General features: G+C 60.4%; 13 protein-coding genes, 1 rRNA gene and 1 pseudogene. 4 read left to right on the forward strand and 11 right to left on the reverse strand.

Features of this window, described 5'->3' with window-relative positions; all coding sequences use genetic code 11:
• The first annotated feature begins 186 nt into the window (after nt 1-186).
• Nucleotides 187-302: ribosomal RNA gene (gene rrf, locus QMX86_RS19680) — 5S ribosomal RNA — on the forward strand.
• A 66-nt stretch (nt 303-368) separates the two neighbouring features.
• Here the strand turns inward: rrf and QMX86_RS19685 are convergent.
• The 4 genes from QMX86_RS19685 to QMX86_RS19700 all read right to left on the reverse strand — a co-directional run bounded on the left by QMX86_RS19685 (nt 369) and on the right by QMX86_RS19700 (nt 5,712).
• A complete protein-coding gene (locus tag QMX86_RS19685) occupies nt 369-1,547 on the reverse strand; it encodes a PepSY domain-containing protein (protein ID WP_282387100.1) in 1,179 nt (392 codons plus the stop codon).
• Between the two features lie 75 nt (nt 1,548-1,622).
• The gene (locus tag QMX86_RS19690; RefSeq protein WP_282387101.1) at nt 1,623-4,124 is read right to left on the reverse strand and encodes a TonB-dependent siderophore receptor; all 2,502 of its coding nucleotides are present in this window, start codon (nt 4,122-4,124) and stop codon (nt 1,623-1,625) included.
• Between the two features lie 86 nt (nt 4,125-4,210).
• Nucleotides 4,211-5,212, reverse strand: a complete 1,002-nt coding sequence (locus tag QMX86_RS19695; protein WP_282387102.1) for a FecR family protein — start codon at nt 5,210-5,212, stop codon at nt 4,211-4,213.
• Nucleotides 5,212-5,712 (reverse strand): sigma-70 family RNA polymerase sigma factor, encoded by a 501-nt coding sequence (locus QMX86_RS19700; RefSeq protein WP_038860824.1) that lies wholly within the window; start codon nt 5,710-5,712, stop codon nt 5,212-5,214. The genes QMX86_RS19695 and QMX86_RS19700 overlap by 1 nt, the downstream gene beginning before the upstream one ends.
• Before the next feature lie 312 nt (nt 5,713-6,024).
• Here QMX86_RS19700 and QMX86_RS19705 point away from each other — a divergent pair, with 312 nt between their 5' ends.
• On the forward strand, nt 6,025-7,905 hold the full coding sequence (locus tag QMX86_RS19705; RefSeq protein WP_282387103.1) for a methyl-accepting chemotaxis protein: 1,881 nt from the start codon (nt 6,025-6,027) through the stop codon (nt 7,903-7,905).
• Nucleotides 7,906-8,032: 127 nt separating this feature from the next.
• Here the strand turns inward: QMX86_RS19705 and QMX86_RS19710 are convergent, their stop codons facing one another.
• The 5 genes from QMX86_RS19710 to QMX86_RS19730 form a co-directional block, all read right to left on the reverse strand.
• Nucleotides 8,033-8,500 carry an SRPBCC family protein gene (locus QMX86_RS19710; protein WP_282385784.1) on the reverse strand — a complete coding sequence of 156 codons (468 nt, stop codon included), beginning with the start codon at nt 8,498-8,500 and terminating at the stop codon, nt 8,033-8,035.
• Between the two features lie 22 nt (nt 8,501-8,522).
• Nucleotides 8,523-11,915 carry a non-ribosomal peptide synthetase gene (locus QMX86_RS19715; RefSeq protein WP_282385786.1) on the reverse strand — a complete coding sequence of 1,131 codons (3,393 nt, stop codon included), beginning with the start codon at nt 11,913-11,915 and terminating at the stop codon, nt 8,523-8,525.
• 10 nt (nt 11,916-11,925) lie between these two features.
• A complete protein-coding gene (locus QMX86_RS19720; protein WP_282385788.1) occupies nt 11,926-12,855 on the reverse strand; it encodes a diiron oxygenase in 930 nt (309 codons plus the stop codon).
• On the reverse strand, nt 12,852-13,628 hold the full coding sequence (locus tag QMX86_RS19725; protein WP_282385790.1) for a DUF3050 domain-containing protein: 777 nt from the start codon (nt 13,626-13,628) through the stop codon (nt 12,852-12,854). The genes QMX86_RS19720 and QMX86_RS19725 overlap by 4 nt, the downstream gene beginning before the upstream one ends.
• 698 nt (nt 13,629-14,326) lie before the next feature.
• A complete protein-coding gene (locus QMX86_RS19730) occupies nt 14,327-15,037 on the reverse strand; it encodes a GntR family transcriptional regulator (RefSeq protein ID WP_151551949.1) in 711 nt (236 codons plus the stop codon).
• Nucleotides 15,038-15,233: 196 nt separating this feature from the next.
• Here QMX86_RS19730 and lapG point away from each other — a divergent pair, with 196 nt between their 5' ends.
• Both lapG and lapD read left to right on the forward strand, forming a co-directional pair.
• Complete coding sequence (gene lapG / locus QMX86_RS19735; protein WP_073476740.1) at nt 15,234-15,926, forward strand: cysteine protease LapG; 693 nt, start codon at nt 15,234-15,236, stop codon at nt 15,924-15,926.
• 14 nt (nt 15,927-15,940) lie between these two features.
• Nucleotides 15,941-17,893, forward strand: coding sequence for a cyclic di-GMP receptor LapD (lapD, locus tag QMX86_RS19740; RefSeq protein ID WP_073476738.1), 1,953 nt, complete (start codon nt 15,941-15,943; stop codon nt 17,891-17,893).
• Between the two features lie 190 nt (nt 17,894-18,083).
• On the opposite strand, the gene QMX86_RS19745 is transcribed toward lapD, so the two are convergent.
• Nucleotides 18,084-18,422 (reverse strand): hypothetical protein, encoded by a 339-nt coding sequence (locus tag QMX86_RS19745; RefSeq protein ID WP_016772279.1) that lies wholly within the window; start codon nt 18,420-18,422, stop codon nt 18,084-18,086.
• A gap of 149 nt (nt 18,423-18,571) precedes the next feature.
• Nucleotides 18,572-25,307: pseudogene (locus QMX86_RS19750) on the reverse strand (LapA family giant adhesin); the annotation flags it as partial.

The raw sequence follows: 25,307 nt of genomic DNA on the forward strand, positions 1-25,307 counted from the left end.
CATCCCGAACTCAGCAGTGAAACGATGCATCGCCGATGGTAGTGTGGGGTTTCCCCATGTGAGAGTAGGTCATCGTCAAGATTAAATTCCGAAACCCCAATTGCGAAAGCAGTTGGGGTTTTGTTTTAGTAGAAGTTCCTGTTTTTGCTGGCTTGTTACCGTGTTGACGGGCCAGATAAAGAATTTCTTGACGACCATAGAACATTGGAACCACCTGATCCCATCCCGAACTCAGAAGTGAAACGATGTATCGCCGATGGTAGTGTGGGGTTTCCCCATGTGAGAGTAGGTCATCGTCAAGATTGAATTCCGAAACCCCTGTCTGCTAACGCAGACAGGGGTTTTGTCATTTAAGCGTGTACGAAAGATCAGGCTGTTCTTCGGATCCTGGTGCTGCGTCTTGCCTGCCACTTGCGCCACCAAATATAGACGCCCGTCCCTGACAACCCCGCAATCAACACACCCAGTACCGCGATCATTACCTGCCCTGTCACCCCGATGATCCGTCCTCCATGTATGGGCAACTGAAGTCGATAGAACTGCTCTCCAAGCGTGCCCTGTCCCGCGATCTCCTGTCCCAATAATCGGCCATCGGTACCGTGAAAGAACAACCAGGATTTTCCATGGGCGTCCGTATCGTGCTGTCCAAATCCTGCGCCGTAGAAGTTGTACTCAAAGCTGTAATACAACTCGCCTATTGCCGTCGTCAGTCCTAATCGTTTCCCTTCCTGCAATGCCCTTTCGTACGCCTGTTGATAACTCAACTGTGTCGTCCCCAGTTGATCGGCGGGCATTCGTCCTCTGGCTTCATGTACGCTCGGCTCGATGGGCGAAAACAAAGAAACCGCAGGCTTGAATACCTGGCTCGGCAAGTTCATCGCCACGCTACTAACGGCGATCGGTAACAGCAGCAGCCACAACCACAATCCGCCAGCGCGATGCAGATCGAAGTTCAAGCGGTAGGCATGCCCGCCTTTGACCTTCCACGCAGTAGCCCACTTCTTCCAGAATGGCTTGCCACGCGGCAAGGTCAGCCACAATGCGACAAAACAGTCGATCACCCACGCGATGGCCACCAAGCCCATCAACAGCAGTCCCCAGTTATCGGGCAATGTCAGGTTGTAGTGAAACTCCAGAATGAACGGGATGAAGTTCTCCCGCTGAAAACAGCATTCACCCCAGTAGCGCGCACCTTTTTGCTCCGCGCTGACCGGGTCCAGATAGAACACCTGATTGCGCTCATCAAACGGCTGGCCCGTCGCCGGATCCTTACGCGGAACGGCCGCCAGTAGCGCCGTATGCCCCGTCTCATGGGGATACTCCATGTACCAGACTTGCAGTTTCGGATGTGCAGTCTGCACCGCATCTACCAACGCGCCCGGCGACAAGCGCTCACCCACTGACGCCGCCTCGTAGAACTGCGGATTCAGCCACTCATCCAGTTCGTGATTGAACGCCAGCACACTGCCGGTCAGCCCGGCCAACAATAAAAACGTCGCAGTGGCCAAGCCAATGTACCGATGCAACAAAACCAGAAACGCACGCATACAAAACACCCCGAAGAAACGACAAAGCCAGCCCCTGATAGCAGGGGCTGGCTTTTTTATGCACAGGACATAGCTTTAGAACTGATAGCTGACGGTCGCCGCTACGTTGCGTTCTTCGCCCATGTAGCAGAAGTTCAGACTGGCGCAGGACGCGACATAGGATTCATTGGTCAGGTTGTTCGCGTTGAGCCGAACATCAACACCCTTCAAACCAATCTTGCCCAGGTCATAACCGATCGAGGCATCGAACAGCGTGTAAGACGGCACCTTCATCGTGTTCTCCGCATCGGCCCAGCTGTAGCCGACGTAGCGCACCCCACCGCCCAAGCGCAGCCCATCAAGTGCGGCGCTGTCGAACTTGTAGTCAGCCCACAGCGAGGCCATGTGTCGCGGCGCTTGAGTCGGTGAGTTGCCCTTGTTCTCGATGACATCGGTCGGCGTGCTCAAGGTGCTGATCATCGATTTGGAATATTCGATATCAGTGAAGGTGTAACTGCCGAGCACTTTCAAGTTATCGGTCAGTTGCATGTGCGCTTCCAGCTCCAGACCTTGCGAGCGTACGGCACCGACCGCGCGATAGAAGTTTTCCTGCGGCAGTTTGGTCGCGAGGTTTTCCTGGTCGATGCGGAACAGCGAGGCGGTAAACAGGTTATCGGTGCCCGGCGGCTGATACTTCAAACCGACTTCCCACTGTGTGCCATCGGTAGGGGCGAGTGGATTACCGGCGCTGTCGGCATAGGAGTTCGGGTTAAACGACTCGGAGTAGCTGATGTATGGCGCCAGACCGTTATCAAACAGATATAAAGCGCCGGCACGCCCAGTGAGTTTCGTGCGCCGATCATTGATCTCTGTACCAACCGGACGCCCCGCTTCGGCGATGCGGTTTTCATCGGATGTCTCGACCCAGTCCTGACGCAGGCCCAGCGAGAAGCGCCACTTGTCCATCTCGATCAGGTCTTGCAAATACACACCGGTCTGTTCGAGGCGCCGCAGATAGCTGGTGTTGCCGTACATCTCGATCCCCGAGTTACCGTACACCGGATTGAACGCATTGATCGGCGCGAGGCCACCGCTGGTCCAGTCGACCACGGTTTTGCGCCGTTGATAATCCGCGCCCATCAGCACCGTGTGCTTGGTCGCGCCGGTGAAGAATTCGGCCTGCAGCATGTTGTCGACGATGAACGCATGCAGGCGCTCATCACCGCCGGTGTAATAGCGGTTCAGTTCATTGCTGGTCGGGGTGGTCCAGCCATAGGCGTAGACCTGATCCATGTTCACTTTGGAATCGAGATAGCGGAAGTTCTGCCGTGCCGTGAAGACGTCGTTGAAGCGATGTTCGAACTGGTAGCCGAACGATTGCTGGTCACGGGAGTAGCCGTCGATCCCCGGTTCGCCCTCGAAGAAGCGCGGCGAGATGCGCTCGCCATTGTGCTGATGGATCGTGCCGTCCGCCGGAACGCCGCCGTGGTAACCACCGTCCGGATCGTGTTGCAGATAGGCCTGCAGGGTCAGCGAGGTGTCTTCGCTGAAATCGATGCTCAACGTCGGCGCGAGGGCGAAGCGTTTTTCCTTGTTGTGATCGAATTGCGTGTCGGACTGATCGCTTAGTCCGGTCAGACGATAGGCGATGCGCTTGTCGTCATCGACCGGACCGCTGAAGTCAAACCCAACCCCATGCTGGCCTTGCGTCCCCACTGTGGCCTGCACCTGATGATAAGCCTCATACAACGGCTTTTTGCTGGTCAGCGCGACCAGACCGCCGGGCGAGCTACGGCCGTACAGCACGGACGACGGGCCTTTGAGAATGTCCACACGCTCGAGGAAATACGGATCGACCTGCATGGTGCTGTAAGTGCCGCTGTCGCCCATCGACTTGAGGCCGTCGAGGTAGATGTTGTCTACCGAGCCGTCGTTGAAACCGCGCATCGCCACGTAGTCGTAACGGTGCGTGGCGCCATACGGGTTGGTCAGCACACCCGGGGTGTAGCGCATCGCTTGCGAGACGGTTTGCGAGCCTTGGTCATCCATTTGCTCACGCGTCACCACCGATACGCTTTGCGAGGTCTCCAACAGGGCGGTACTGGTCTTGGTGGCGATCTGGCTGTGCGTGGCGTTGTAGCCGGCCATGCTGCCCAGCGCGTTGCCGAGGGCGAAGCCTTTGATGTCGGTGGTCGGCAAGGCCATTGCTTCGCTTTCAGCCAGCGGGCGCAGAATGTAGCTGCTGCCGTCCTGGCTGACGGCTTCCAGCCCTGAGCCACCGAGCAAATGGCTCAAGGCCTGGTCGGTCGAATATTCACCCTGCACGCCGGGAGATTGCTGACCTTGGGTCTGTTGCGGCGTCATCGCCAAGGTGATGCCGGCCTGCCGGGCGAACTGATTCAATGCCTCGCCCAATGGCCCGGCAGCAATGTTGTAGCGGTGGCTGATCTCGGTGCCGGTGTTGGCGGCCAGACTCAGGCTCGGTAATACGCTGACGCCCAGCGCGGTGGTCAGCAGTGCCGCGCGAACCGCATGGCGCAGTAGTGTCGATTCTGCAGTGAAATTCAGAGGGTTCTTACAAATGGCGCGGACAGTCATTGTGGATTTCCGTAGGCAGTCGCGGGGGCTGAGTTGAAGTGCTTACTGACTAAGCCGGACTGCCTGCGAAAACCCGCCAAAAATAATCACACCGCACGTTCCAGGGTCACCCACCAGCGGGTGCGATAACGCAATTGCACCGGCAGCGTCTGCGGCAGGACCGCCAGCAGCCTGTCGGTGTCCTCCAGACGGAACACCCCAGAAAGGCGCAGGTCTGCGATCTCCGCCGAACAATTGAGATAACCCGGGCGATATCGGCCCACTTCAGCGAGGAAGTCACCCAGCCGCATATTGCGCGTGACAATCAAACCGTCGAGCCAGGCGCCTGCATCCATATCCGGCGTCGGCGCAGCGCGCAAACCGCTTTGGTCGACCAGAAAACTCTGCCCGGCGAGCGCCTCGAGCGAATGCCCACCGGCGTGAACCACGACTCGACCACGGGTAACGCTGAGCCGCGTGCACTGATCGTCCTGACGCAAAATGAAACGCGCATCGACCGGCGCATAACTGCCGTGGCGATTCTGTATGCGCAGCGGTCGATCGGTCGCCGCGCCCTCGTCAGAGCCGCCGCAGGTAACGATGATCTCGCCATGGGTCAGTTTGATCAGGCGCTGCTGCGCGGTGTAATCCAGGTCTACGGCGCTCGCGGTGTTGAGTTCGATGCGCGTGCCGTCGGGCAACTGGAAACCGCGCCGTTCGCCGGTCGCCGTGGCGTAGTCGGCACTCCATTGCTGCCAGGCGGCGCTGTCCTTGGCCAGCCACGCGGCGGAGCCCATCAACAGCGCGCCCGACAACAACTTCAAAGCCTGGCGTCGGCCCAGCCCCTGCGCACTGTTTTCCAAGGTGTTGAAAGCGACCTGCGCACCCGGCACGGCGCGCAGACTGGAGCTCAATTCGGCTTGTAGCGACTGCACCCGCTGCCAGGCGATTTCATGTTCATGATGCTCGGCGCGCCACTGCTCGCATTGGCGAGTGAGCCGCGAATTGCCGTGGTTGTTGCGCAGCCGCAGCAGCCAGTGAATCGCTTGCTTGACCACCTGTTGGCGCGGTTCGACGCGGCGAGCGAGTGAGAGGTTGTCCACAGGCATCAGTTTTCATACCGCAACACATAGCAGTGATACAGCGCATCGGCGACGTAGCGTTCCACAGAACGTACCGATACGCCCAACTGCTCGGCGATCTGTTTGTGAGTCAAACCTTCGCACTGCGCCAGGAGAAATGCCTGACGCACTTTCGGCTTCAGTCCTTCGAGCATACGCGCAATGCTTTCCAGCAGTTCCAGCACCAACGCGCGGGATTCGGCGTCAGGTACTTCGCCTTCAGGCAAGTGAGCAATGGTCTCCAGATAGGCCCGCTCGATTTCCTCGCGGCGCCAATGATCGATCACCAGACCGCGCGCGATGGTTCGCAGGAAAGCTCGGGGCGCTCTGAGTTCGAGGCGTTCGGTACGTTGCAGCAGACGCAGGAAAGTGTCCTGAGCCAGATCCGCCGCATCCGCTGCGTTGCCCAGCCGCGCGCGCAGCCAAGCGTTGAGCCAGCCGTGATGACTACCGTAAAGCGCCTGTACGACCAACTCAGGTGAAGACATGACCACGCCAGCCCGAACGTCACAAATGATAATTAGTCGCATTGTCATCAAGGGTTACAGATTTTGCAACTGCTGCCCCCATGTCGATGCGAAAAATTCCCTCGCAGCTGCTCTGGCACGCCGTTCGGCGGGAATCCTGTACAAACCCCGTCCATTTCTCACGCGCCCCTAAGATTTCTCCGCCGCTGGCCGACAGACTGGTGAGAAATGCGTGCACCAAAGTAGAGCGGCCAGAAGAACGCTGCCTGCGCCGTACATGGAATGTTGCATCCGGAAACGCATCCCCACTTTTGGCATAAGAAGTCCCATGAAATGAATCTCAAGTTCAGCCATAAAATCCTCCTGGCCGCTTCGGGCGTCGTCGTCCTGGCGTTCGCGTTGTTCACGCTCTACAACGATTACTTGCAGCGAAACACCATTCGGCAGAATTTGCAGTCCTCTGTGCAGCAGGCCGGTGACCTCACCGCCAGCAGCGTGCAGAACTGGATGAGCGGACGGATTCTGGTGCTGGAAAACCTCGCGCAGAACGTTGCCCATCAAGGCAGGAATGCCGACTTGCCGGGCCTTGTCGATCAACCGGCCTTCACTTCGAACTTCCAGTTCACTTACGTCGGCCAGGCCAACGGTGTCTTCACCCAGCGCCCCGATGCGAAGATGCCGGACGGTTACGATCCGCGTCAGCGGCCTTGGTACAAGCAGGCAGTAGCCGCCGACAAAACCATGCTGACGCCGCCGTACATGGCGGCCGTCGGTGGCCTGGTGGTGACCATCGCCATGCCGGTGAAGAAGGACGGTGAATTGCTCGGTGTGGTCGGTGGTGACCTCAGCCTGGAAACTCTGGTGAAGATCATCAACTCGGTGGACTTCGGCGGCCTCGGCCATGCGTTTCTGGTCAGTGCTGACGGTCAGGTGATCGTCAGCCCGGACAAAGATCAGGTAATGAAAAACCTCAAGGACATCTACCCGAACACCAGCGTGCGCATCGAGAAGGGCAACCAGAACGTCTTGCTCAACGGTCAGGAGCGCATTCTCTCGTTCACCCCGGTCAGCGATCTGCCGAATGCGCAGTGGTACATCGGTCTGTCGATCGATCGCGATAAGGCCTACGCCGCACTCAGCCAATTCCGCACCTCGGCGTTGATCGCCATGTTTGTCGCAGTCGCGGCGATTGCGTTGCTGTTGAGCCTGTTGATCAACGTGTTGATGCGTCCGCTGACCACCATGGGCCGCGCGATGAAAGACATTGCCCAGGGCGAGGGCGATCTGACCCGGCGTCTGCTGGTCGAGAGCAAAGACGAGTTCGGTGAACTGGGCAGCGCGTTTAACCAGTTCGTTGAACGGATTCACGCTTCGATTTCCGAAGTGTCGTCGGCGACTCGTCACGTTCACGACTTGTCGCAACGGGTGATGGCGTCGTCCAACGCTTCGATCGTCGGTTCCGACGAGCAAAGTGCGCGCACCAACAGCGTCGCGGCGGCGATCAATCAGCTGGGCGCGGCCACTCAAGAGATCGCGCGCAACGCGGCGGATGCTTCGCAGCACGCCAGTGGCGCTTCCGAGCAGGCCGATGATGGTCGTCAGGTGGTCGAGCAGACCATTCAGGCGATGACCGAGCTGTCGCAGAAGATCAGCCTGTCGTGCACGCAGATCGAAACCCTGAACGCGAGCACCGACAACATTGGCCACATTCTCGACGTGATCAAAGGCATCTCGCAGCAGACCAACCTGCTGGCGCTCAACGCTGCCATCGAGGCCGCGCGTGCCGGTGAAGCCGGGCGCGGTTTTGCCGTGGTCGCCGATGAGGTGCGCAACCTTGCGCATCGCACCCAGGAATCGGCGGAAGAGATCCACAAGATGATTACCTCGCTGCAGGTCGGCTCGCGCGAAGCGGTGAGCACAATGAACGCCAGCCAGGCGTCCAGCGAGCAGAGCGTGGAAGTGGCGAATCAGGCCGGTCTGCGCCTGGTCAGCGTGACCCAGCGCATCGGCGAAATCGACGGCATGAACCAATCGGTTGCAGCGGCGACTGAAGAGCAGACGGCGGTGGTGGAAACGCTGAACGTCGACGTCAACCAGATCAACTTGTTGAACCAGCAGAGCGTGGCCAACCTCAACGAAACGTTGAAGGATTGTGATGCGTTGTCGCAGCAGGCGAACCGGTTGAAGCAGTTGGTCGACAGTTTCAAGATCTGATTTTTCAGATCGCAGACCGCGTTATCGTTCTTCGCGAGCAGGCTCGCTCCCACAGGGAAATGCATTCCAGATGTGGGAGCGAGCCTGCTCGCGAAAGCGGCGGTTCAATCACCGCCAAACCGATGCCTTAGACAAACAGCTTCAGCACATTGCCCATCGCATCGTCGGCAAACCCCTGCACGAAATCCCTGAACCCCGGCAATGCTTCATCCCCACCCGCAGCCGGTTCGGCAATGATCGTCCAGGTCGCTCGCGACTTCCCTGCGCTCAGCGATTCCACTTGCATCGCCGCCCACAGATTCGCTACCCCCAACGTGTTGTAAATCGTCGTCCAGGTCATGCGCTGTGCCTGGTTATCGCGCGAGTTGAGTTGTTCGACCACGACGTTGCCGTCCTTGAAGATTTTCTTGCGCAGCGAGGACACGCCTTCGCCGGTCATTTCGGTGTGCGACAGCGCTGGAATGAATCGTTCGAAGCCAGCGAAATCGCCAACGATCGCCCAGACTTTTGCCACGTCCGCCGGCACTTCCACCGACGACACAACGTGGCAGCCTTGCGGGTTTTTGATCAGGGTGTCGGGTTGCAGATTGCTCATGGTGTTGCTCCTTTGGGATGCGTCAGATGAAGTTGATTTCTTTCAGGTAGTCGCAGCCGCGACGCAGCAGCGCCGGGGATTTCTGTGGGTAGTGCGCGCCCATCTGCTGCACGCCGGCCTCGGCGTTGGCGTGGCCGATCAGCGAGATGTCGCCGATATCTTCTTCGAAACCATTGAGGTAGAACCCGAGCACGCCGAACAGCGCGTTGTCGGCGTCGACCCGGTTCAGTTGCTGCTGCCAGTCGGCGACGCTGACCAGCGCAAACTCGCTGCCGGTTTCGCGGAACGAAGCGACGTAGGCATCCCAGCTCAGCGGCTCGGGATTGTGCAGATTGAACACCGCGCGATCAGCTGAATGACGGCTGGCATGGAAGGCGATGAAGCGGGCGAGAAAGTCCACCGGCATCAGGTCGAAATTCAGCGCAAAGGCCGGCACCTGGCCGAGCTGGATCGAGCCCTTGAGCATCAGCATCAAACGGTTTTTGTGCGGCTGGCAGACGCCGCTGAGGCTGTTGAAGCTGATGTTGCCGGGGCGATACAGATTGACCCGCACACCCTGCTCGCGCGCCCGCTCAAGGATGCGTTCGCCGACCCACTTCGACAGGTTGTAGCCGTTGCGAATATAGATCGGCGGCGTCGCGGCGGCGGGCAGTTCCAGCACCCGACCGGCGTCATCCACGGTGCTGGATGCCGACAGGGTCGAGACGAAGTTGAAGACCTTTTTGCGCTGCCCTTCGCACAGCTTCAGCAGGGCAAATATCGGTTCGACGTTGTCCGCCGCCAGGGACTCGTAATCGAGCACGTGGTTGACGTTGGCGGCGTTGTGCACCAGCGCGCCAAATTCGCGATCCAGGCGCTGATATTCCTCATCGCCCAGGCCCAGTTGCGGACGGCTGATATCAGCTGCGTAAACCCGCACACGGCTCAGGTCGAGGTGCTCCAGACGGTTTTCGCGCAGTGCCTGAGCGAAACGTTGCGCCGCCGTTTGCCCGGCGCCGTCGCGGACCAGACAGGCCACTTCGCTGGCGCCCCAACCGAGCAGCGCTTCGACGATGTGCACGCCGACAAAACTGTTGGCACCGGTGACGATGACCTTGTGCACATCGCCCATGCGGCTGATCGGCAGCGGTTCGATATCCAGCGCGCGCTCGGCGTCGGCCATGGCCTGAGCGCTGAGCACGGCGCTGTCATCGGTGCCGCGCACCAGCGTCGCCAGTTTGCTGATCGTGGGCAGTTCGATGAAGCGATTGATCGAAATGCTTCGGCCGAATTCCTCACGCAAGCGCAGCAACATCCGCGACAGCAGAATCGAATGACCACCGAGATTGAAGAAGCTTTCGTCAGTGGAAATGTCGCTGGTCGGCAGTTCCAGCAGTTCGGCCCATACCTCAAGAAGCAGCGCTTCGTCAGCATTGGCCGGCAGGCATTTCGCAGCGCTGTCCTGCACCGTCACCGGCAATGTCAGCAGCGCCTTGCGATCGACTTTGCCGTTACTGGCGAACGGCATCTGCGCCAGTTCGGTCCACGCTCCCGGTTGCATGTAGTCCGGCAGAAACTGCCGGGCGTGAGCCTTCAATTCGTCGCGGGCAGTCTCGGTCTGTGGCTGGGCGAGGAACGCCAGAATCCGCCGCTGACTGTCGATGACCACGGCGATCTGCCGATACAAGCGGCTCTCGCGCAGGCAGCGTTCGATCTCTTCCGGCTCGACGCGAAAGCCACGGATTTTCACCTGATTGTCGCGCCGCCCGCACAGCTCGATACCGTGCTCGCCCCACTTGGCCATGTCGCCGCTGCGGTAGGTGCGCAGGGTTTCGCCGCCGGGCAGTGACAGGCTCAGATAACGCTCGGCGGTCTGCTGCGGATTGTTCAGGTAACCGAGGCAGACACCAGGGCCGACGATGAACAGCTCACCGACGGTTTGATCAGGCACCGGTTGCAGATCGTCGTCGAGAATCAGCACCCGACTGTTGGCGATCGGCCCTCCCAGCGTGCGGTTGCTGTCGCCCGGTTTGAGCTGGCGCGCGGTGATCAGCACGGTGGCTTCGGTCGGGCCATACAGGTTGTGCAGGGTGCCTTGGCGGGTCAGTTGCTCGATGACGTACGGCTCGCAGACATCACCGCCCGTCATCACCTGCACGCCCTCCAGTTGCTCCAGCGGCAGGATGCTCAACAGCGCCGGCGGCAGGAAGGCGTGGGTCAGTTGCCGTCGGCGAATCAGCGCAATCAGCTGCAAGGGATCGCGGCGCTGGGTGTCGTCGGGCACGATCAGTTCCGCCCCTGCGAGCAGGCTGGGGAAGATGTCGATCAGTGACGAATCGAAGCTTAGCGAAGAGAACTGCAACACCCGGCTTCCGGCGTGCAACTGCACGTAGTCGGCGTACCATGCGGTGAAGTGGGCGAGATTGGCCTGGCTGAGCAGCACGCCTTTAGGATGCCCGGTGGTACCCGAGGTGTAGAGCGCCATGCACGGCGCATCAAGTTCCGGGCGGTGCTGCATCAGCGGCCGGTCGAGACCGGCGTTCGGCGCTTCGATGCCACTGACATCCAGCCCCGCTATCGACTCGCTGAGCGCCTGTTGTCCATCGTGAAGCAACAGCACCGCGCCGGCGTTTTCCAGGATGTATTGCTGACGCGGCAAAGGATGACTCGGCTCCAACGGCAGGTACACGGCGCCGCTGCCTAGAATCGCCAGAATCGAGGCAAACAACGCCGGGCTTTTGCCTTGGCAGACACCGACCACCCACGGCTGCGGATGTTGCTCGAGCAAGGGCAGCAACCGCTGCTGGATCGCCCGGCTGTGGGCGTGCAATTGGCGGTAGCTGATGGACTGTCCGCCGAGGTGCAGCGCCGGTCGTTCGGCATGTTCGATCAGGCTTTCTCGCAGGCGCTCGATCAGCGGGATTTGCGCCTGCTCCAGCAGCGCCGGGTTTGCCGTGTCATTGAGACAGTGGACGTACGCCAGTTTGTCGAGAAACAGTAGATCTTCCAGCCGTTCGAAATCCGGCGCTTTGAGGGCCGGGGCATGCCTCAAATAATCGGCATCGCGGGAAAAGCGGCTGACCAGCAACGCCACTTCGTCGACCACATGGGCGAGCGCTCGTTGGCGTAGCGACTGACCGTTGCCGGACGGCTCATCGCCGATCGGCACACGGCTGATCAGCGACGAGCCGAGGAAGCACAGCAAGTCGAGGGTCGGCAGGCCGCCATGCTCTTGCGCGGCGACACCCAGGCGCAGGTGCAGATGCGGGATGGCGCAGAAGTCGCCGGCAGCGATAAAACCATCGTCGATGATCAGATCCACCGCCGTTTGAGCCACGCCGCTGCGGGTCACAGCATGGCCATGCTGTTCGAGTTCCCGGGCCAGGTCGGTCATGGCCTGGCCGGCGCCGGTGAGCAAAATGTCGAGACGTTTCATGTCGGTCTCCTCAAACCAGATAGTCGCGCAGGGCGTGCTGCACGCACGGTGTGTCGAGCAGCGAGCTGTTGTGGAAAAACCTGACGATGTTGCCCACCAGCGGGTGGTGGCGATTGATCGGGAAGGCCAGTCCGGCGATTTCTTCGCGCAGTGAATGGCGCGTGGTTTCGCTGACCGGCAGCGCATCGATCAGGCGCAAATCGAAGGACTTCTGGATGTCGTTGGTCAGGTAATGGCCGATGAACACCGGCAGAATCTGCGCGATGGTTTCGCGGTCCGCCTCGCTGGCGGTGTGCCAATAGATGCGTACCATCCGCGCCCAGAAACTCGAGTGGCGACCCTCGTCGAGCAAGTGGTCGGCCATCAGGCCCTTGATCGACGGCTTGACCGAATCGTCGCGGGCGAACGCCGCGACGTCGCCGGTCACGGTGTTTTCGGCGATCGCCACGCAGATCAATTCCACCGCGCTGCGCAGGTGTTCCGGAGCCAGCGCAACGGCGGCGGGAATCGCCCGGCTCAGCTCGATTTCGTCGGGCAACGGAATCGGTTCGATACCGGTCAGTGCCACCGTTTGCTGCATGAAATCCATGGCCACCAGCGCGTGGTAATCCTCATCGACCACCACGGTCATCGCGTCGTAGCGACAGGCGAACGGGAACGCCACGGCAAAGCGATTCTTGGCAATGCTGCGGGCGGTCTTGTCGACGATTTCCGTCTCGAAAATCACTACGTCGTTGATGAATTTGTACAACGTCTGCACCAGGGCGAAATCACGTTGCTGTGGGCATTCACGCAGGAAGGTTTCGCTGAGCACCAGCGGCTGGCGGCTGAGCGGGTAGATCAGGCGCTGATCGTCTTCCAGCAACCGCCGGGGACGGGTGCGGATGGTCGCGCGGCTTTCCCAGGCCTCGGCGAAAGATTGATAGTCGGCAGCGTTCATTGGGCCACCTCGGCAACTTCCACGCCCATGCTCAGGCGCAGCCCGTCCCACAAGGCGATGCGGCTTTCCACGGCGGCGATGGCGCTGGCGTAAACCTCGGCTGCGCGCTGCGGATCGCCATCGACCAGACGCTCCAGCAACTGCTCGGCGGCGGGGCCGTGATCTTCGGAATCGACTTCGATATGCCGTTGCAGGTAGTAGCGAAAGGTCGGTGCCTGTTCGATGCCGATGCCCCAGTCATCGAGGATGCGCTGGAACATCGTCGGAATAACGCTCTCGCGACCGTGCAGGAACGCGGCAGCGACGCTGTGTCCCGGCGCTTCCAGGGCAATGCGCAAGGTATCGCGGACAAACTGCGCGGCCGCCGGGACGACGTCGACGCTCTGCAACGCGACGTCATAACTCACGCCTTCCTGCTGCAGGGCGACAAAGCGCTCTACCGCCGTGGTGCTCGCGCCGATCTCGCGCATCGCATCCAGGTACAACTCGAAGTGGCTGTAATGGCCGGCATCGAGGCGATCGTCCGATTCCTCGCCCAGCACGATCTCGTTGATCAACCGCGCCGCGTGGGGATCGCGCGGCGGCAACCAGGGTAAACGCGTGCAGGTCAGTTCCTGTTGCAGGCGCTTGGTCAGCGACATGAAGTCCCATACGGCAAATACATGGGTTTCCATGAAACGACGTAATACCGATAACGAAGTAATCTCGGAAAAGATCGGGTGAATACTCAGTTCGGCTTTCTTCAGGGCGAGTTGCTGCTTAGTGGGCATCATGATGTCCTTTATCATTGATTGAAGTGCACGATTCTTTTCAGTTGCTGTAAGCGGGCGAGCAAGTTGGATAGCAAGTTAGTCGGGCAAATATTGATTGCGCTGTGGCGCCGTTGCGGCGCCACGGTTGCTGCGGTTGGTGCGTGAGGTATGCCACGCTGAACGGCGACGTTCAAACCTGGCGAGAGAAAAACTAATACAGGGCAAATGCATTTAACAAGTTTATTTTCAGTTATTTTAATTTGGATTTTTTTTGAATATGAGAGTGGCCGATAAAACTTTCAGACCAAGTTTTATTTGGGCGTAGTTACTCCTTTCGGCTAATAATGGCCAAAATCGATAACAAGAGTGAATGCCTCACTCGAAGCAACTTTTAAACAAGGGAAGTTTATGAATTCAAAGGGGGCGAAAGTTGGCCGGGACCGGCGCCATGACTTCCTGTTTCCCGTGACAAGGCTCCTTCCGTAGGTTCCTGTTGCGGGGACTGTGCCGTCAGGGCGGCGCGTCCCCGTTCTGTAGGGGTGGCGCTGGAAGAGTGCGGGTAAATTGCCGTCAGGGCTATTACCGATTGGTCATCGGCGGGCAGCAGAAATGCGTCGGCAGGGCCGGGGCGGGCACCAGCGGGCACGCCGATCCGCTGCCAGCGCTGGCAGCAGAGCGGTCGCGAAGATTTGTAAGGGGATTATTCGACGTACGGGATATCAGCGCGCGGTGTGACGCTTCTGTGCGGCGGGAGTCGCCAGGTATCGGGTGATGACCTCAACGCCACGGTTGAGGTGCTGCTCCAGCATTGCGAGCGAGCGCGGTATGTCCCGCTCGATTACGGCCTGAAGCATGGCGCGGTGGTCATCCTGGGACAGCTTGCCCAAGCCCATCGCTTCCAGATTGAACCGCAGAAAACGTTCTTCTTCGTTCAGCCCGTCCTCCACCAGGCGCAGCAGTCGCTGGTTGGGCGCCTTGTTATACAGGGCCATGTGAAAGAGACGGTTGAGGCGGCCGATTTCGTTGTAGTCGTGCTGCGCTTCCAGTTCGTCGATGTAGCCGGCGGCGAGTTGATGCTCGGCCTCAGTCAGCAGCGGAATGGACTGCCGCAATGCCTCGGACTCGAGCAGAATGCGCAACTCGTAGGTTTCAGCAGCATCGCCCTGGATCAGTGGGGCGACCACGGCGCCTTTGTGCGTGGTGACGCTGAGCAGCTCCTGCGCTTCGAGCTGGCGCAAGGCTTCGCGCACCGGCATGCGGCTGACCCCGAACAGATCGGCCAGATCCTGCTGGCGCAGTGCAGTGCCGCAGGGCAGGCGGCCATCGAGAATGGCCGAGCGCAGGGTTTCTTCGATCACCGACCGGGCCAGATGCGCAGGAATCGGTCCTTCGACTTTGATGCTGTGCAGCGGTTTGGGCTTCTGAGTCACGACAACACACCCTGTAGGTCGCAATATTTGGATCCAAATGACACTAGTGATTGCTCTACAGGTTGTCAAACCTTGTAAAACGTTGCGCGGCAATCTCAAGTCTAGCGCGTCTTCGATGATCTCACGGTGCCATTGTTTTTTGCCGGTCTAAGCTTCACCATCAAACGCTTCCTTTCTGTCCTTCTGGAAACCTGCAGTGGCGGTACGTTTCGCGATCCCTCGGACCTTGCGCTGGCTTGGCTGCGCATTGCTGCTGGCCGGCGTCATGCTGGGCGGCCTGCACGCCGATTGGGATTTTTCCGCGATCAGCCGCAAGGCCACGGCTCTTTATGGGCCACTGGGCGCGGGGCAGCAGCGCATCGACGCCTGGCAGAATCTGCTGGCCACGCAGAAGCAGGTCAGTGAGATGGACAAGCTCAAGGTGGTGAACCTGTTCTTCAACAAGCAGGTGCGTTACGTCGAAGACATCGATCTGTGGCGCGAAGTGGATTATTGGGAAACCCCGATCGAAGCCCTGTGGAAGGGCGCCGGTGACTGCGAAGACTACGCCATCGCCAAGTATTTCAGCCTGCGCCATCTCGGCGTTTCCAGTGACAAGCTGCGTATCACCTACGTCAAGGCGCTGCGCCAGAACCGCGCGCACATGGTGTTGACGTACTATGCGACCCCCGATGCCATGCCGCTGGTGCTCGACAGCCTGATCGATCCGATCCAGCCGGCGGCGCAGCGGACCGATTTGCTGCCGGTCTACTCTTTCAATGCCGAAGGTCTGTATCTGCCAGGCGCCAAGGGCAATAAAAAGGTCGGCGACACCAAACGCCTGTCGCGCTGGCAGGATGTGCTGAAAAAAATGCAGGCCGAAGGTTTTCCGGTCGAGACGACTAACTAGGAGCACGCGCTCAGATGTCTTTGTTCAAACAGCTGTTGATCGCTATCTGTCTGTTCCTGGTCGTGGCCTTCACCGGCAGCTTCATGGTCAGCCTGGAGAGCTCGCGCACCCAGTACGTCAATCAGTTGCGCTCCCACGCACAGGACGCGGCGACGGCGCTGGCGTTGTCGCTGACGCCGAATATCGACGACCCGGCGATGGTCGAGCTGCTGGTCAGTTCGATTTTCGACAGCGGTTATTACGCGAGCATCCGCGTGGTCGACGTGAAGACCGAGCAGACCATTGTCGAGCGCAGCGGTGCCCCGGCGGTGAGCAACGTGCCGGACTGGTTCGTCAGACTGATCGGCCTCGAACCAGCGGGTGGCGATGCGCTGGTCAGCCGTGGCTGGGAGCAGGCGGCGCGGGTCGAGGTGGTCAGCCATCCGATGTTCGCCGTGGCCAAGCTATGGCAGAGCGCACTGGGCAGTCTTGGCTGGTTGCTGATCTGCGGCGCATTGAGTGCGGTGCTCGGCGCGCTATTGCTGCGTCGGCAGTTGAAACCCCTCGATTACATGGTCCAGCAGTCCCATGCGATTGCCCGCCGCGAGTTTCTCAGCCTGCCGGATCTGCCGCGCACGCCTGAATTGCGTCGCGTGGTGCAGGCAATGAATCAGATGGTCGAGAAGCTCAAGACATTGTTCCAGGAGCAGGCCGAGCGCAGTGAAAAACTGCGTACCGAGTCCTATCAGGACAACCTCACCGGCCTGGCCAACCGTCGTTATTTCGAGATGCAACTGCACAACCGTGTAAGCAACCCGGAGCAGGCCAGTTCCGGTTATCTGCTGCTATTGCGGGTCAAGGACCTGGCCGGTCTCAACCAGCGTCTCGGCGGCCAGCGTACCGACCAATTGCTCAAGGCCGTCGGCGAGCAACTGACCCGCGAGTGCGCCAGATATCCACAAACCCAGGACTTGGTCACGCGTATTCGCGGCGGTGAATTCGCCGTGCTGGCGCCGGGGCTGGTGCGCGAGGAAGCGCTGCAGCTGGCGCAGAATCTCGACAATGCCTTGAGCAGCCTGCATGCCACCGGCGCGACCGATGTGCCGGCGGTGGCTTCGATCGGGCTGGCGCCGTTTGCCCACGGTGACTCCCCGCAAGCGGTGCTGACACTGGGCGATCAGGCACTCGCGCAGGCCGAAGGGCAGGGCGAGCAAAATTGGGCGTGCATCGATCAGAGTCTGGTGGCGGAGGTCGGTGATGACCATCACGCTTGGCATCGACTGCTGGATCAGGCCTTGAGTCAGCAGCGTTTCGAGTTGTATTTCCAGCCGGTGGTTGCGGCGCAGGACACGCAACTGGTGCTGCATTACAAGGTGCTGTCGCGTCTGCTCGACGAGCAGGGCCAGACCATTCCCGCCGGACGCTTCCTGCCGTGGCTGGAGCGCTTCGGCTGGACCGCGCGGCTCGATCGGCTGATGCTCGAACGCGTGCTTGAGCAGATGAAGGGGCACGAGGATTCGCTGGCGCTGAACCTGTCCTCGGCGACGCTGGCCGACCCGCAGGCGCTGAACAAGGTCTTCGAGATTCTGCGCGCGCATTCCAATCTCGGCGCGCGTCTGACTCTGGAAATCGGTGAGGAGCAATTGCCTGAACAGGCGGTGCTGGAGCAGTTGACCCGACGCCTGCGCGAGCTTGGCTTCTCGCTGAGCCTGCAGCGCTTCGGCGGGCGCTTCAGCATGATCGGCAACCTGGCGCGCTTGGGTCTGGCGTATTTGAAGATCGATGGCAGCTACATTCGGGCGATCGATCAGGAGAGCGACAAGCGCCTGTTCATCGAAGCGATCCAGCGCGCAGCGCACAGCATCGATCTGCCGCTGATTGCCGAACGGGTCGAGACTGAAGGGGAGCTGTCAGTGATTCGCGAGATGGGCTTGTATGGCGTGCAGGGGCAGTTGCTCGGTGAGCCGAAGCCTTGGGGCCTGAACTGATCGTTCCCACGCTCTGCGTGGGAATGCAGCCCGTGACGCTCTGCGTCACAACGGTGACGGGCCGTGATAACTGAGTTGCGGTCGGAACGCGGAGCGTCCCTTGATGCATTCCCACGCGGAGCGTGGGAACGATCATTGTGGGAGCGAGCCTGCTCGCGAAAGGGCCAGTCCAGTTGGTGAAGATCCAGGATCAGATCAACCCGCCCTCATCCTCATCGATCAACTGGCTCAACCCGCCCAGTGCTTCACGCGCCTGGGTGCGGTCCATCAGTTTGGCCTGGGCCGCCGCTGGCAGGTCGGTGACGCGGATCACGCCTTTCTGGGTCAGCACCTGAATCAGGTCGTCGAGTACCCGAATCATTTCAAAGTCGCTCTGCTTGAGCTGTTTGAGGCTGTTTTCCACGGCTTCGTTGGCGTACCACGCCTGAATCTCATGGTTATCGGCGGGCAGCGTTTCCGTGGCCTCGGCGTACGCCGCAGCTTCCACGCGAATCAACTGGCCTTGCGCATCGCGTTGCACGTAAAACATTGAGCATCCCTCACAAATGAACAGCGTCATGCTGTCAGCAGCATAGCCAACTGCCCGCCAGTATGCGGGGCGCCGATCAAATCGTCACCGCTGCATTGCCCGCAAACGCGACGGCCGCCCCACAGGAGGCGGCCGTCGTTGTTTCAGCCTCAGCTGTTGTTGTGATCGACCTTGATGGTCGGGTCGCTGCCGGCAATCAGGTTGTGCAGGTTGGCGCTCGCCCAGTTGTTGCCTTCCAGTTTGATCGTCACGTCCGGCGTGGCCGCAGCGGCATCGCCCGAGTTGAATTTGCCCGCCGAGCTGACTTGCAGCGACGACGTGCCATCCACCGTGGTGATCTTCAGGAAGTTGTCGATCGTGCTGCCGGTCTCGCCCTGCAACAGGTCGCGCAGGTCGATGCGGTCGCCTTCGCTGGCTTTGAAATCCTTGATCACGTCGTTACCGGTGTCGCCCGATTTCCAGACGAAGGTGTCGCCACCGGAACCGCCAATCAGGATGTCATTGCCCTGACCGCCGATCAGCGTGTCGTTGCCGGTGCCGCCGAGCAGGATGTCATTGCCTTTGCCGCCGTCGAGCAGGTCGGTGCCGCCCGAGCCGAACAGGATGTCATTGCCTGCGCCACCGAGCAGCGTGTCGTTGCCATCGTGCGCGCCGGATACATCAAACGCCTGATAGTGCTCGGTGATGTACTGGTGCACATTGCTGGTGGTGACTTTGCTGACATCAACGCCGGTTTCCTTGGCGACGAACGCCTGCATCGCCTGGTAACCCTCGCCGGCAATGCCGTTGAAGCTGACCAGATCGCCGAACAGGATGTCGTTGCCTTCGCCACCGTTGACGGTGTCGTTACCCGGCATCGTCGCTTCGGTATGGCCGATGATCGAGTTGGCCAGATCCTTCGGATCGATGTTGGTTTGCGGCGTTTTGTCCGAGTCGTACGGCTTGAGGTCGTTGAGGCTGACGTCGTTGTTCAGACCAATGGCTTCGACGCTCGACAACCCGCTCAACAAGGCAAAGCCGCTGGTCGAGTTGCTGGTCGTCGACGAGTTGGTGCTGTTGCCGGTACCCGCAAGGTTCGACAATTCATAAGTGCCGTCGCCCTGCGCGTGAATCGTGCCCAGGGTCTCGCTGCTCCAGCCCCACCACGAGTTGTAGGTTTGCAGCACAACGCTGCCGGCACTGTTGATGGTCAGGTAGTGCGAGTTGTCGATGTAGGTGCTGAACGTGTCGCCCTGCTTGTAGTTGCTGGTGTTCACCACGCTGTCGAGTTTCACGTTGCCATACAGCGTCGGGTTGGTCTGCTCGCCGGTCTGGTAGTAAGTCGGCTGGCCGTCGGTGATGAAGTACGTGAGGTTCTTCGCCCCGGTGTTGGCGACCGCATCGGCACTCTGGAACCAGTTGGCCGTGGTCTTGAACACGTCCTCGTAGTTGGTACCGCCGCCGGAGCCCATCGAGTTGAGTACGGCTTTGAGCAAGGTCAGCGCATTCGGGTCGTTGAGATTCACCGACACTGACTTGTTGACCTGGGTATCGAAGTCCACCAGGAAGATGTTCACCGTACCCGAGTTGCTGCCGCCCAGGCTTTGCTTGAGGCTGTTGAACACCGAGGTCAGCGAGTCTTTTGCGGCGTTCAGCGACGAGGTGCTCATGCTGCCCGAGCTGTCGACCATGAACGCAATGTTGTAGTTGGTACCCGGGACCACGGTCAGGCCGCCGATGTCGGCGACGATGATGTCGTTGGCGTCGGTGCCGGTGACGTTGTCATCACCCGAGGTGGCGGTGACCGCGTTGTACACCGCAGGCACCACGGTGACCGGAATGGTCGCGGTGCTGCTTGCCGAACCGCCGACCTGTTCGGTGGACGTCGAGGTCACGGTCAGGTTGAACTGGCCGTTGTAGTAGGTCGGCGGAGTCACGGTAAGAGAGCCGAGGTTCCAGCCGGTGACGTTGGCTTCGCCATTGCTCGCGGTAACGGTGAAGGTATGACCCGCGCCATCGCTGAGCACCGAACCGACCGGTGCACCGCTGATCTTCACGCTCAGGGTTTCCGAGCCGTCGGTGTCGGTCAGCGCAGTGCTGATCGCCGACAGTTTCACCGTGGTGCCTTCGGCGCCGGTGTTGAGCTTGTAGCCGTCGTAATAACCTTCGCCGTTGGTGCCGTGCAGATCGGAGACGGTCACGCCCGAGTTGATCAGATCCTGCACACCGGTGTAGATCGGCACGCCGGCGTTGCTGAGGTCAATCGGCGTGCTGCCGTTGACCGACAGGTTGACATCGTAGCTGCCCGGGCCGCTCTGGTTGTGGTGGTAGATGTCGAGGGTGTAGTAACCGCTTGTAGTCGGGGTAAACGAACCATTGATCGCACCGCCCGCGCCCCAGGTACCGGAAGCCACACTCTTGCCGCCGATGGTGATCAGCAGGCTGTCATCGGCCACGCCGCTGAAGCTGTAGGTCTTGCCGGCTTCCAGGTAGATCAGGCCAGAGGTCTTCGACGCCGTACCGGCGGCGACACTGCCGTCAGACTGCACGTTGGTGACGTTGCCGCTGGAGTTCGGTTTGCCGGCGGCGTCGATGACGTTTTTCAGGGTGGTCGAATTCGCCCCGCTGCCGTCAGTGCCCAGGCCCGACAGACCGGTCCAGACTTCCTTGATCAGGCCGGTGGATTTAACGCTGTTATCGGCCACGGCCACGGTCGGCGCATCCGCCACTGGCGTGATGTCGATCTTCACCGTGCCGGTGCTGCCCAGCGCTTGGCCATCGGTAGGCTGGAACTTGATCTGCGCGTAGTCCGCCTGATTGTTGCCCAGGCCGGTGCCGCCGTAACCATTGGTGCCCGACTCGTTGGCATCCGGCAGGAAACGCAGCTTGCCGGCGTCGATGTCGGCCTTGCTGAAGGTCTGGTTGTTGGCAACATCCTTCCAGGTCGAGCCGTCCAGATACTGCAGTTTGCCCTCGCCCGGCAGCTGCGTGATCTTGATACCGAGGCTGCTCGCCGGGCTGTCGACATCGCTGACGCCAAAGGTCGACCAGCCGAGTACCAGCGGCGTGTCTTCGGTGCCGGTGACATTGCTCGGCGCAGCGACCGGTGCATCGTTGACCGCCACCACGTTGACCGTGGTCGTCGCGGTGTTCGAGTAGTTGCCGCCATCGGTCACCGTCACGGTGATGACGCGCGGCACGGTGCTCGGGTTTTCGCTGCTGTTGGTGAAGCTGATGTTCTTGATGGCCTGCATGTAGTCGGCCAGGGTCGCGTTACCCGAGAGGGTCAGGGTCACCGTGCCGTTGGTGCTGTTGGCATTGATCGTGATGCCGTTGACGCTGTTGCCCAGATTCAGCGCATCGCCGTCCTGACGGTTGGTCAGCACCACGGTGGCACCGGTCAGCATCGTGCTGTCCGGGTCGGTGATGCTGATGTCGGTGTCAGCGATCGATACGCCGGCGCCCGGGGTGTTCTCGGTGAACGTCACTTTGTAATCGGCACCGGTCGCTCCGCTGGAGTTGTTGGCGTCCAGATCGAGCACCGGTGGCGCATCGTTGTCGATGATCGAGGTGCTGACGCTGCCATTGGTGCTGCTGACCGCGAGGTTCTCGAAGTTGCCGCCGGTAGCCGAATCGATCTTGACCACGAAGTTCTCGGTGCCTTCGGTGATCTTGTCATCGAGGGTGGCGACGTTGAACTGCGCGCTGCTGGCGCCCGCCGGGATCTTCACGGTGTACACACCGGTGAAGTCCGAACCGTCGGCAGCGGTGCCGCTGTAGACGATTTTCAGGGTCACTTCGGTCTGCGCCGGGTGATTGAGGCTGACGGTGTAGCTGGCGGTCTGGCCTTCGGTCACCGAGCTGCTGCCAGTGATGCTGACGGTGGTGGTGTCGACGGTGTCGGTGACGCTGGTCACTGCTGGCGTGGTGCTCGGTACCAGTTTTTCGAAGCTGCCTCCGGTGGCGCTGCTGATGGTCGCCTGCACGGTACCGGCGTCTTTGTAGACGTCGTCAGCTGGCGCTGGAACGTTCACGGTGCCGGTGGTCTTGCCGGCGTCGATGGTGATCACGGCGCCGTTCGACAAGGTGACGGTCACAGGCGAGCCTGCGGCGTTGGTCAATGTCGCGGTGTACGTAATCTGGCCACCTTCAGCCACCGAGTTACTGGCGCTGAGGGACAGGTTGGTGGTGTCGACGGTGTCGGTCACGGTGGTGCTGACCGGGGTCTTGTCGGCGACGAGATCTTCGAAGTTGCCGCCGCTGACGTTGGTGATCGAGTTGGTCAGCGGAGCGTTGCCGGTCAGCGCATCATTCGGTGCGACGGCAGTTACGGTACCGGTGGTCTGTCCGACCGCGATAGTGATGTTCTGGCCGTTGGCCAAAGTGACCACCACTGGCGAACCGGTGACCGGAGCGCCGACGGTCGCGGTGTAGACGACGTTGCCGCCTTCTGCCGCTGTGGCGGTTGCGCTCAGTTTTACGGTGGTGGTGTCGATGGTGTCGGTGACGCTGGTGACTGCTGGCGCGGTGCTTGGCACCAGGTTTTCGAAGTTGCCGCCGGTGGCTTTGCTGATGGTTGCCTGGACGGAACCGGCATCTTTGTAGACGTCGTCGGAGGGTGCCGCAACGGTTGCAGTGCCGGTTGTTTCGCCAGCCTTGATGGTGATCACGGCGCCGTTCGACAGGGTGACGGTCACAGGCGAGCCAGCGGCGTTGGTCAGTGTCGCGGTGTAGGTGATCTGGCCACCTTCGGCCACGGAGCCGGTTGCGCTCAGTGACAGATTGGTGGTGTCGACGGTGTCGGTCACGGTGGTGCTGACCGGAGTCTTGTCGGCGACGAGGTTTTCGAAGTTGCCACCGGTTACGCCAGTGATCGAGTTGGTGATCGGAGCGTGGCCGGTCAGTGCATCGTTCGAAGCAACAGCGGTTGCAGTGCCGGTAGTCTGGCCGACGCCGATGGTGATGGTCTGGCCGTTGGCCAGAGTTACCACAACTGGTGAGCCGGTAACCGGAGCGCCGACGGTGGCGGTGTAAGTCACGGTACCGCCTTCAGCCACCGAAGTATCGGCGGTCAATTTGACGGTCGAGGTATCGATGGTGTCGGTGACAGTCGTCACCGCTGGAGCAGTGCTCGGTACGAGGTTCTCGAAATTGCCACCGGTAGCGCTAGTGATCGTCGCCTGGACGGAGCCGGCATCTTTGTAGACGTCATCGGAAGGTGCCGGAACAGTTGCGGTGCCGGTGGTTTCGCCAGCCTTGATGGTGATCACAGCACCGTTCGACAGGGTCACGGTTACTGGCGAGCCAGCGGCGTTGGTCAGTGTCGCGGTGTAAGTGATCTGGCCACCTTCAGCCACCGAATTGCTGGCGCTGAGCGACAGATTTGTCGTGTCGGTAACGTCGGTGACAGAAGTCGAGACCGGAGTTTTATCCGCAACCAGATCTTCGAAATTGCCACCGGTCACGCCAGTGATCGAATTGGTGATCGGCGCATTGCCGGTCAGCGCATCGTTCGCAGCAACAGCGGTTGCAGTGCCAGTAGTCTGACCGACGCCGATGGTGATGGTCTGGCCGTTAGCCAATGTCACGACGACAGGAGAACCGGTAACTGGTGCACCGACGGTGGCGGTGTAGGTGACAGTGCCGCCTTCAGCCACCGAATTATCAGCCGTCAGTTTGACGGTCGACGTGTCGATGGTGTCGGTGACTTGGGTGATCGCTGGCGTGGTACTCGGAACCAGGTTTTCGAAGTTACCACCGGTGGCGCTGGTGATCGTCGCCTGCACAGAGCCGGCGTCTTTGTAGACGTCGTCAGCTGGCGCTGGAACGTTCACGGTGCCGGTGGTCTTGCCTGCGTCGATGGTGATCACAGCGCCGTTCGACAGGGTCACGGTCACGGGCGAGCCAGCGGCGTTGGTCAGTGTAGCGGTGTAAACAATCGAACCACCTTCGGCCACAGAACCGGTCGCACTCAGCGACAGGTTGGTGGTGTCGGTAACGTCCGTGACAGAAGTTGAAACCGGAGTTTTGTCCGCCACCAGATCTTCGAAGTTGCCACCGGTTACGCCAGTGATCGAATTGGTGATCGGAGCGTTGCCCGTCAGCGCATCGTTCGCAGCAACAGCAGTTGCAGTGCCAGTAGTCTGACCGACGCCGATGGTGATGGTCTGGCCGTTGGCCAGAGTCACGACCACAGGCGAGCCAGTCACTGGCGCACCAACCGTGGCGGTGTAAGTCACGGTGCCGCCTTCAGCGACCGATGTATCGGCGGTCAATTTGACGGTCGACGTGTCGATGGTGTCGGTGACTGTCGTCACGGCCGGAGCAGTGCTCGGTACCAGATTCTCGAAGTTGCCGCCGGTAGCGCTGGTGATCGTCGCCTGCACAGAGCCGGCGTCTTTGTAGACGTCGTCAGCTGGCGCTGGAACGTTCACGGTGCCGGTGGTCTTGCCGGCGTCGATGGTGATCACGGCGCCGTTCGACAAGGTTACGGTCACTGGCGAGCCAGCGGCGTTGGTCAATGTCGCGGTGTAGGTGATCTGGCCACCTTCAGCCACCGAGTTACTGGCGCTGAGCGACAGATTGGTAGTGTCGGCAACGTCGGTGACAGAAGTCGAAACCGGAGTTTTGTCTGCAACCAGATCTTCGAAATTGCCACCGCTCACGCCAGTGATCGAGTTGGTGATCGGAGCATTGCCGGTCAGCGCATCGTTCGCAGCAACAGCGGTTGCAGTGCCAGTAGTCTGACCGACGCCGATGGTGATGGTCTGGCCGTTAGACAATGTCACGACGACAGGAGAACCGGTAACTGGTGCACCGACGGTGGCGGTGTAGGTGACAGTGCCGCCTTCGGCGACCGATGTATCGGCGGTCAGTTTGACGGTCGAGGTATCGATGGTATCGGTG

The organism is Pseudomonas sp. PS01270, from assembly GCF_029959775.1.
In the GTDB taxonomy this organism is placed as follows: domain Bacteria; phylum Pseudomonadota; class Gammaproteobacteria; order Pseudomonadales; family Pseudomonadaceae; genus Aquipseudomonas; species Aquipseudomonas atacamensis.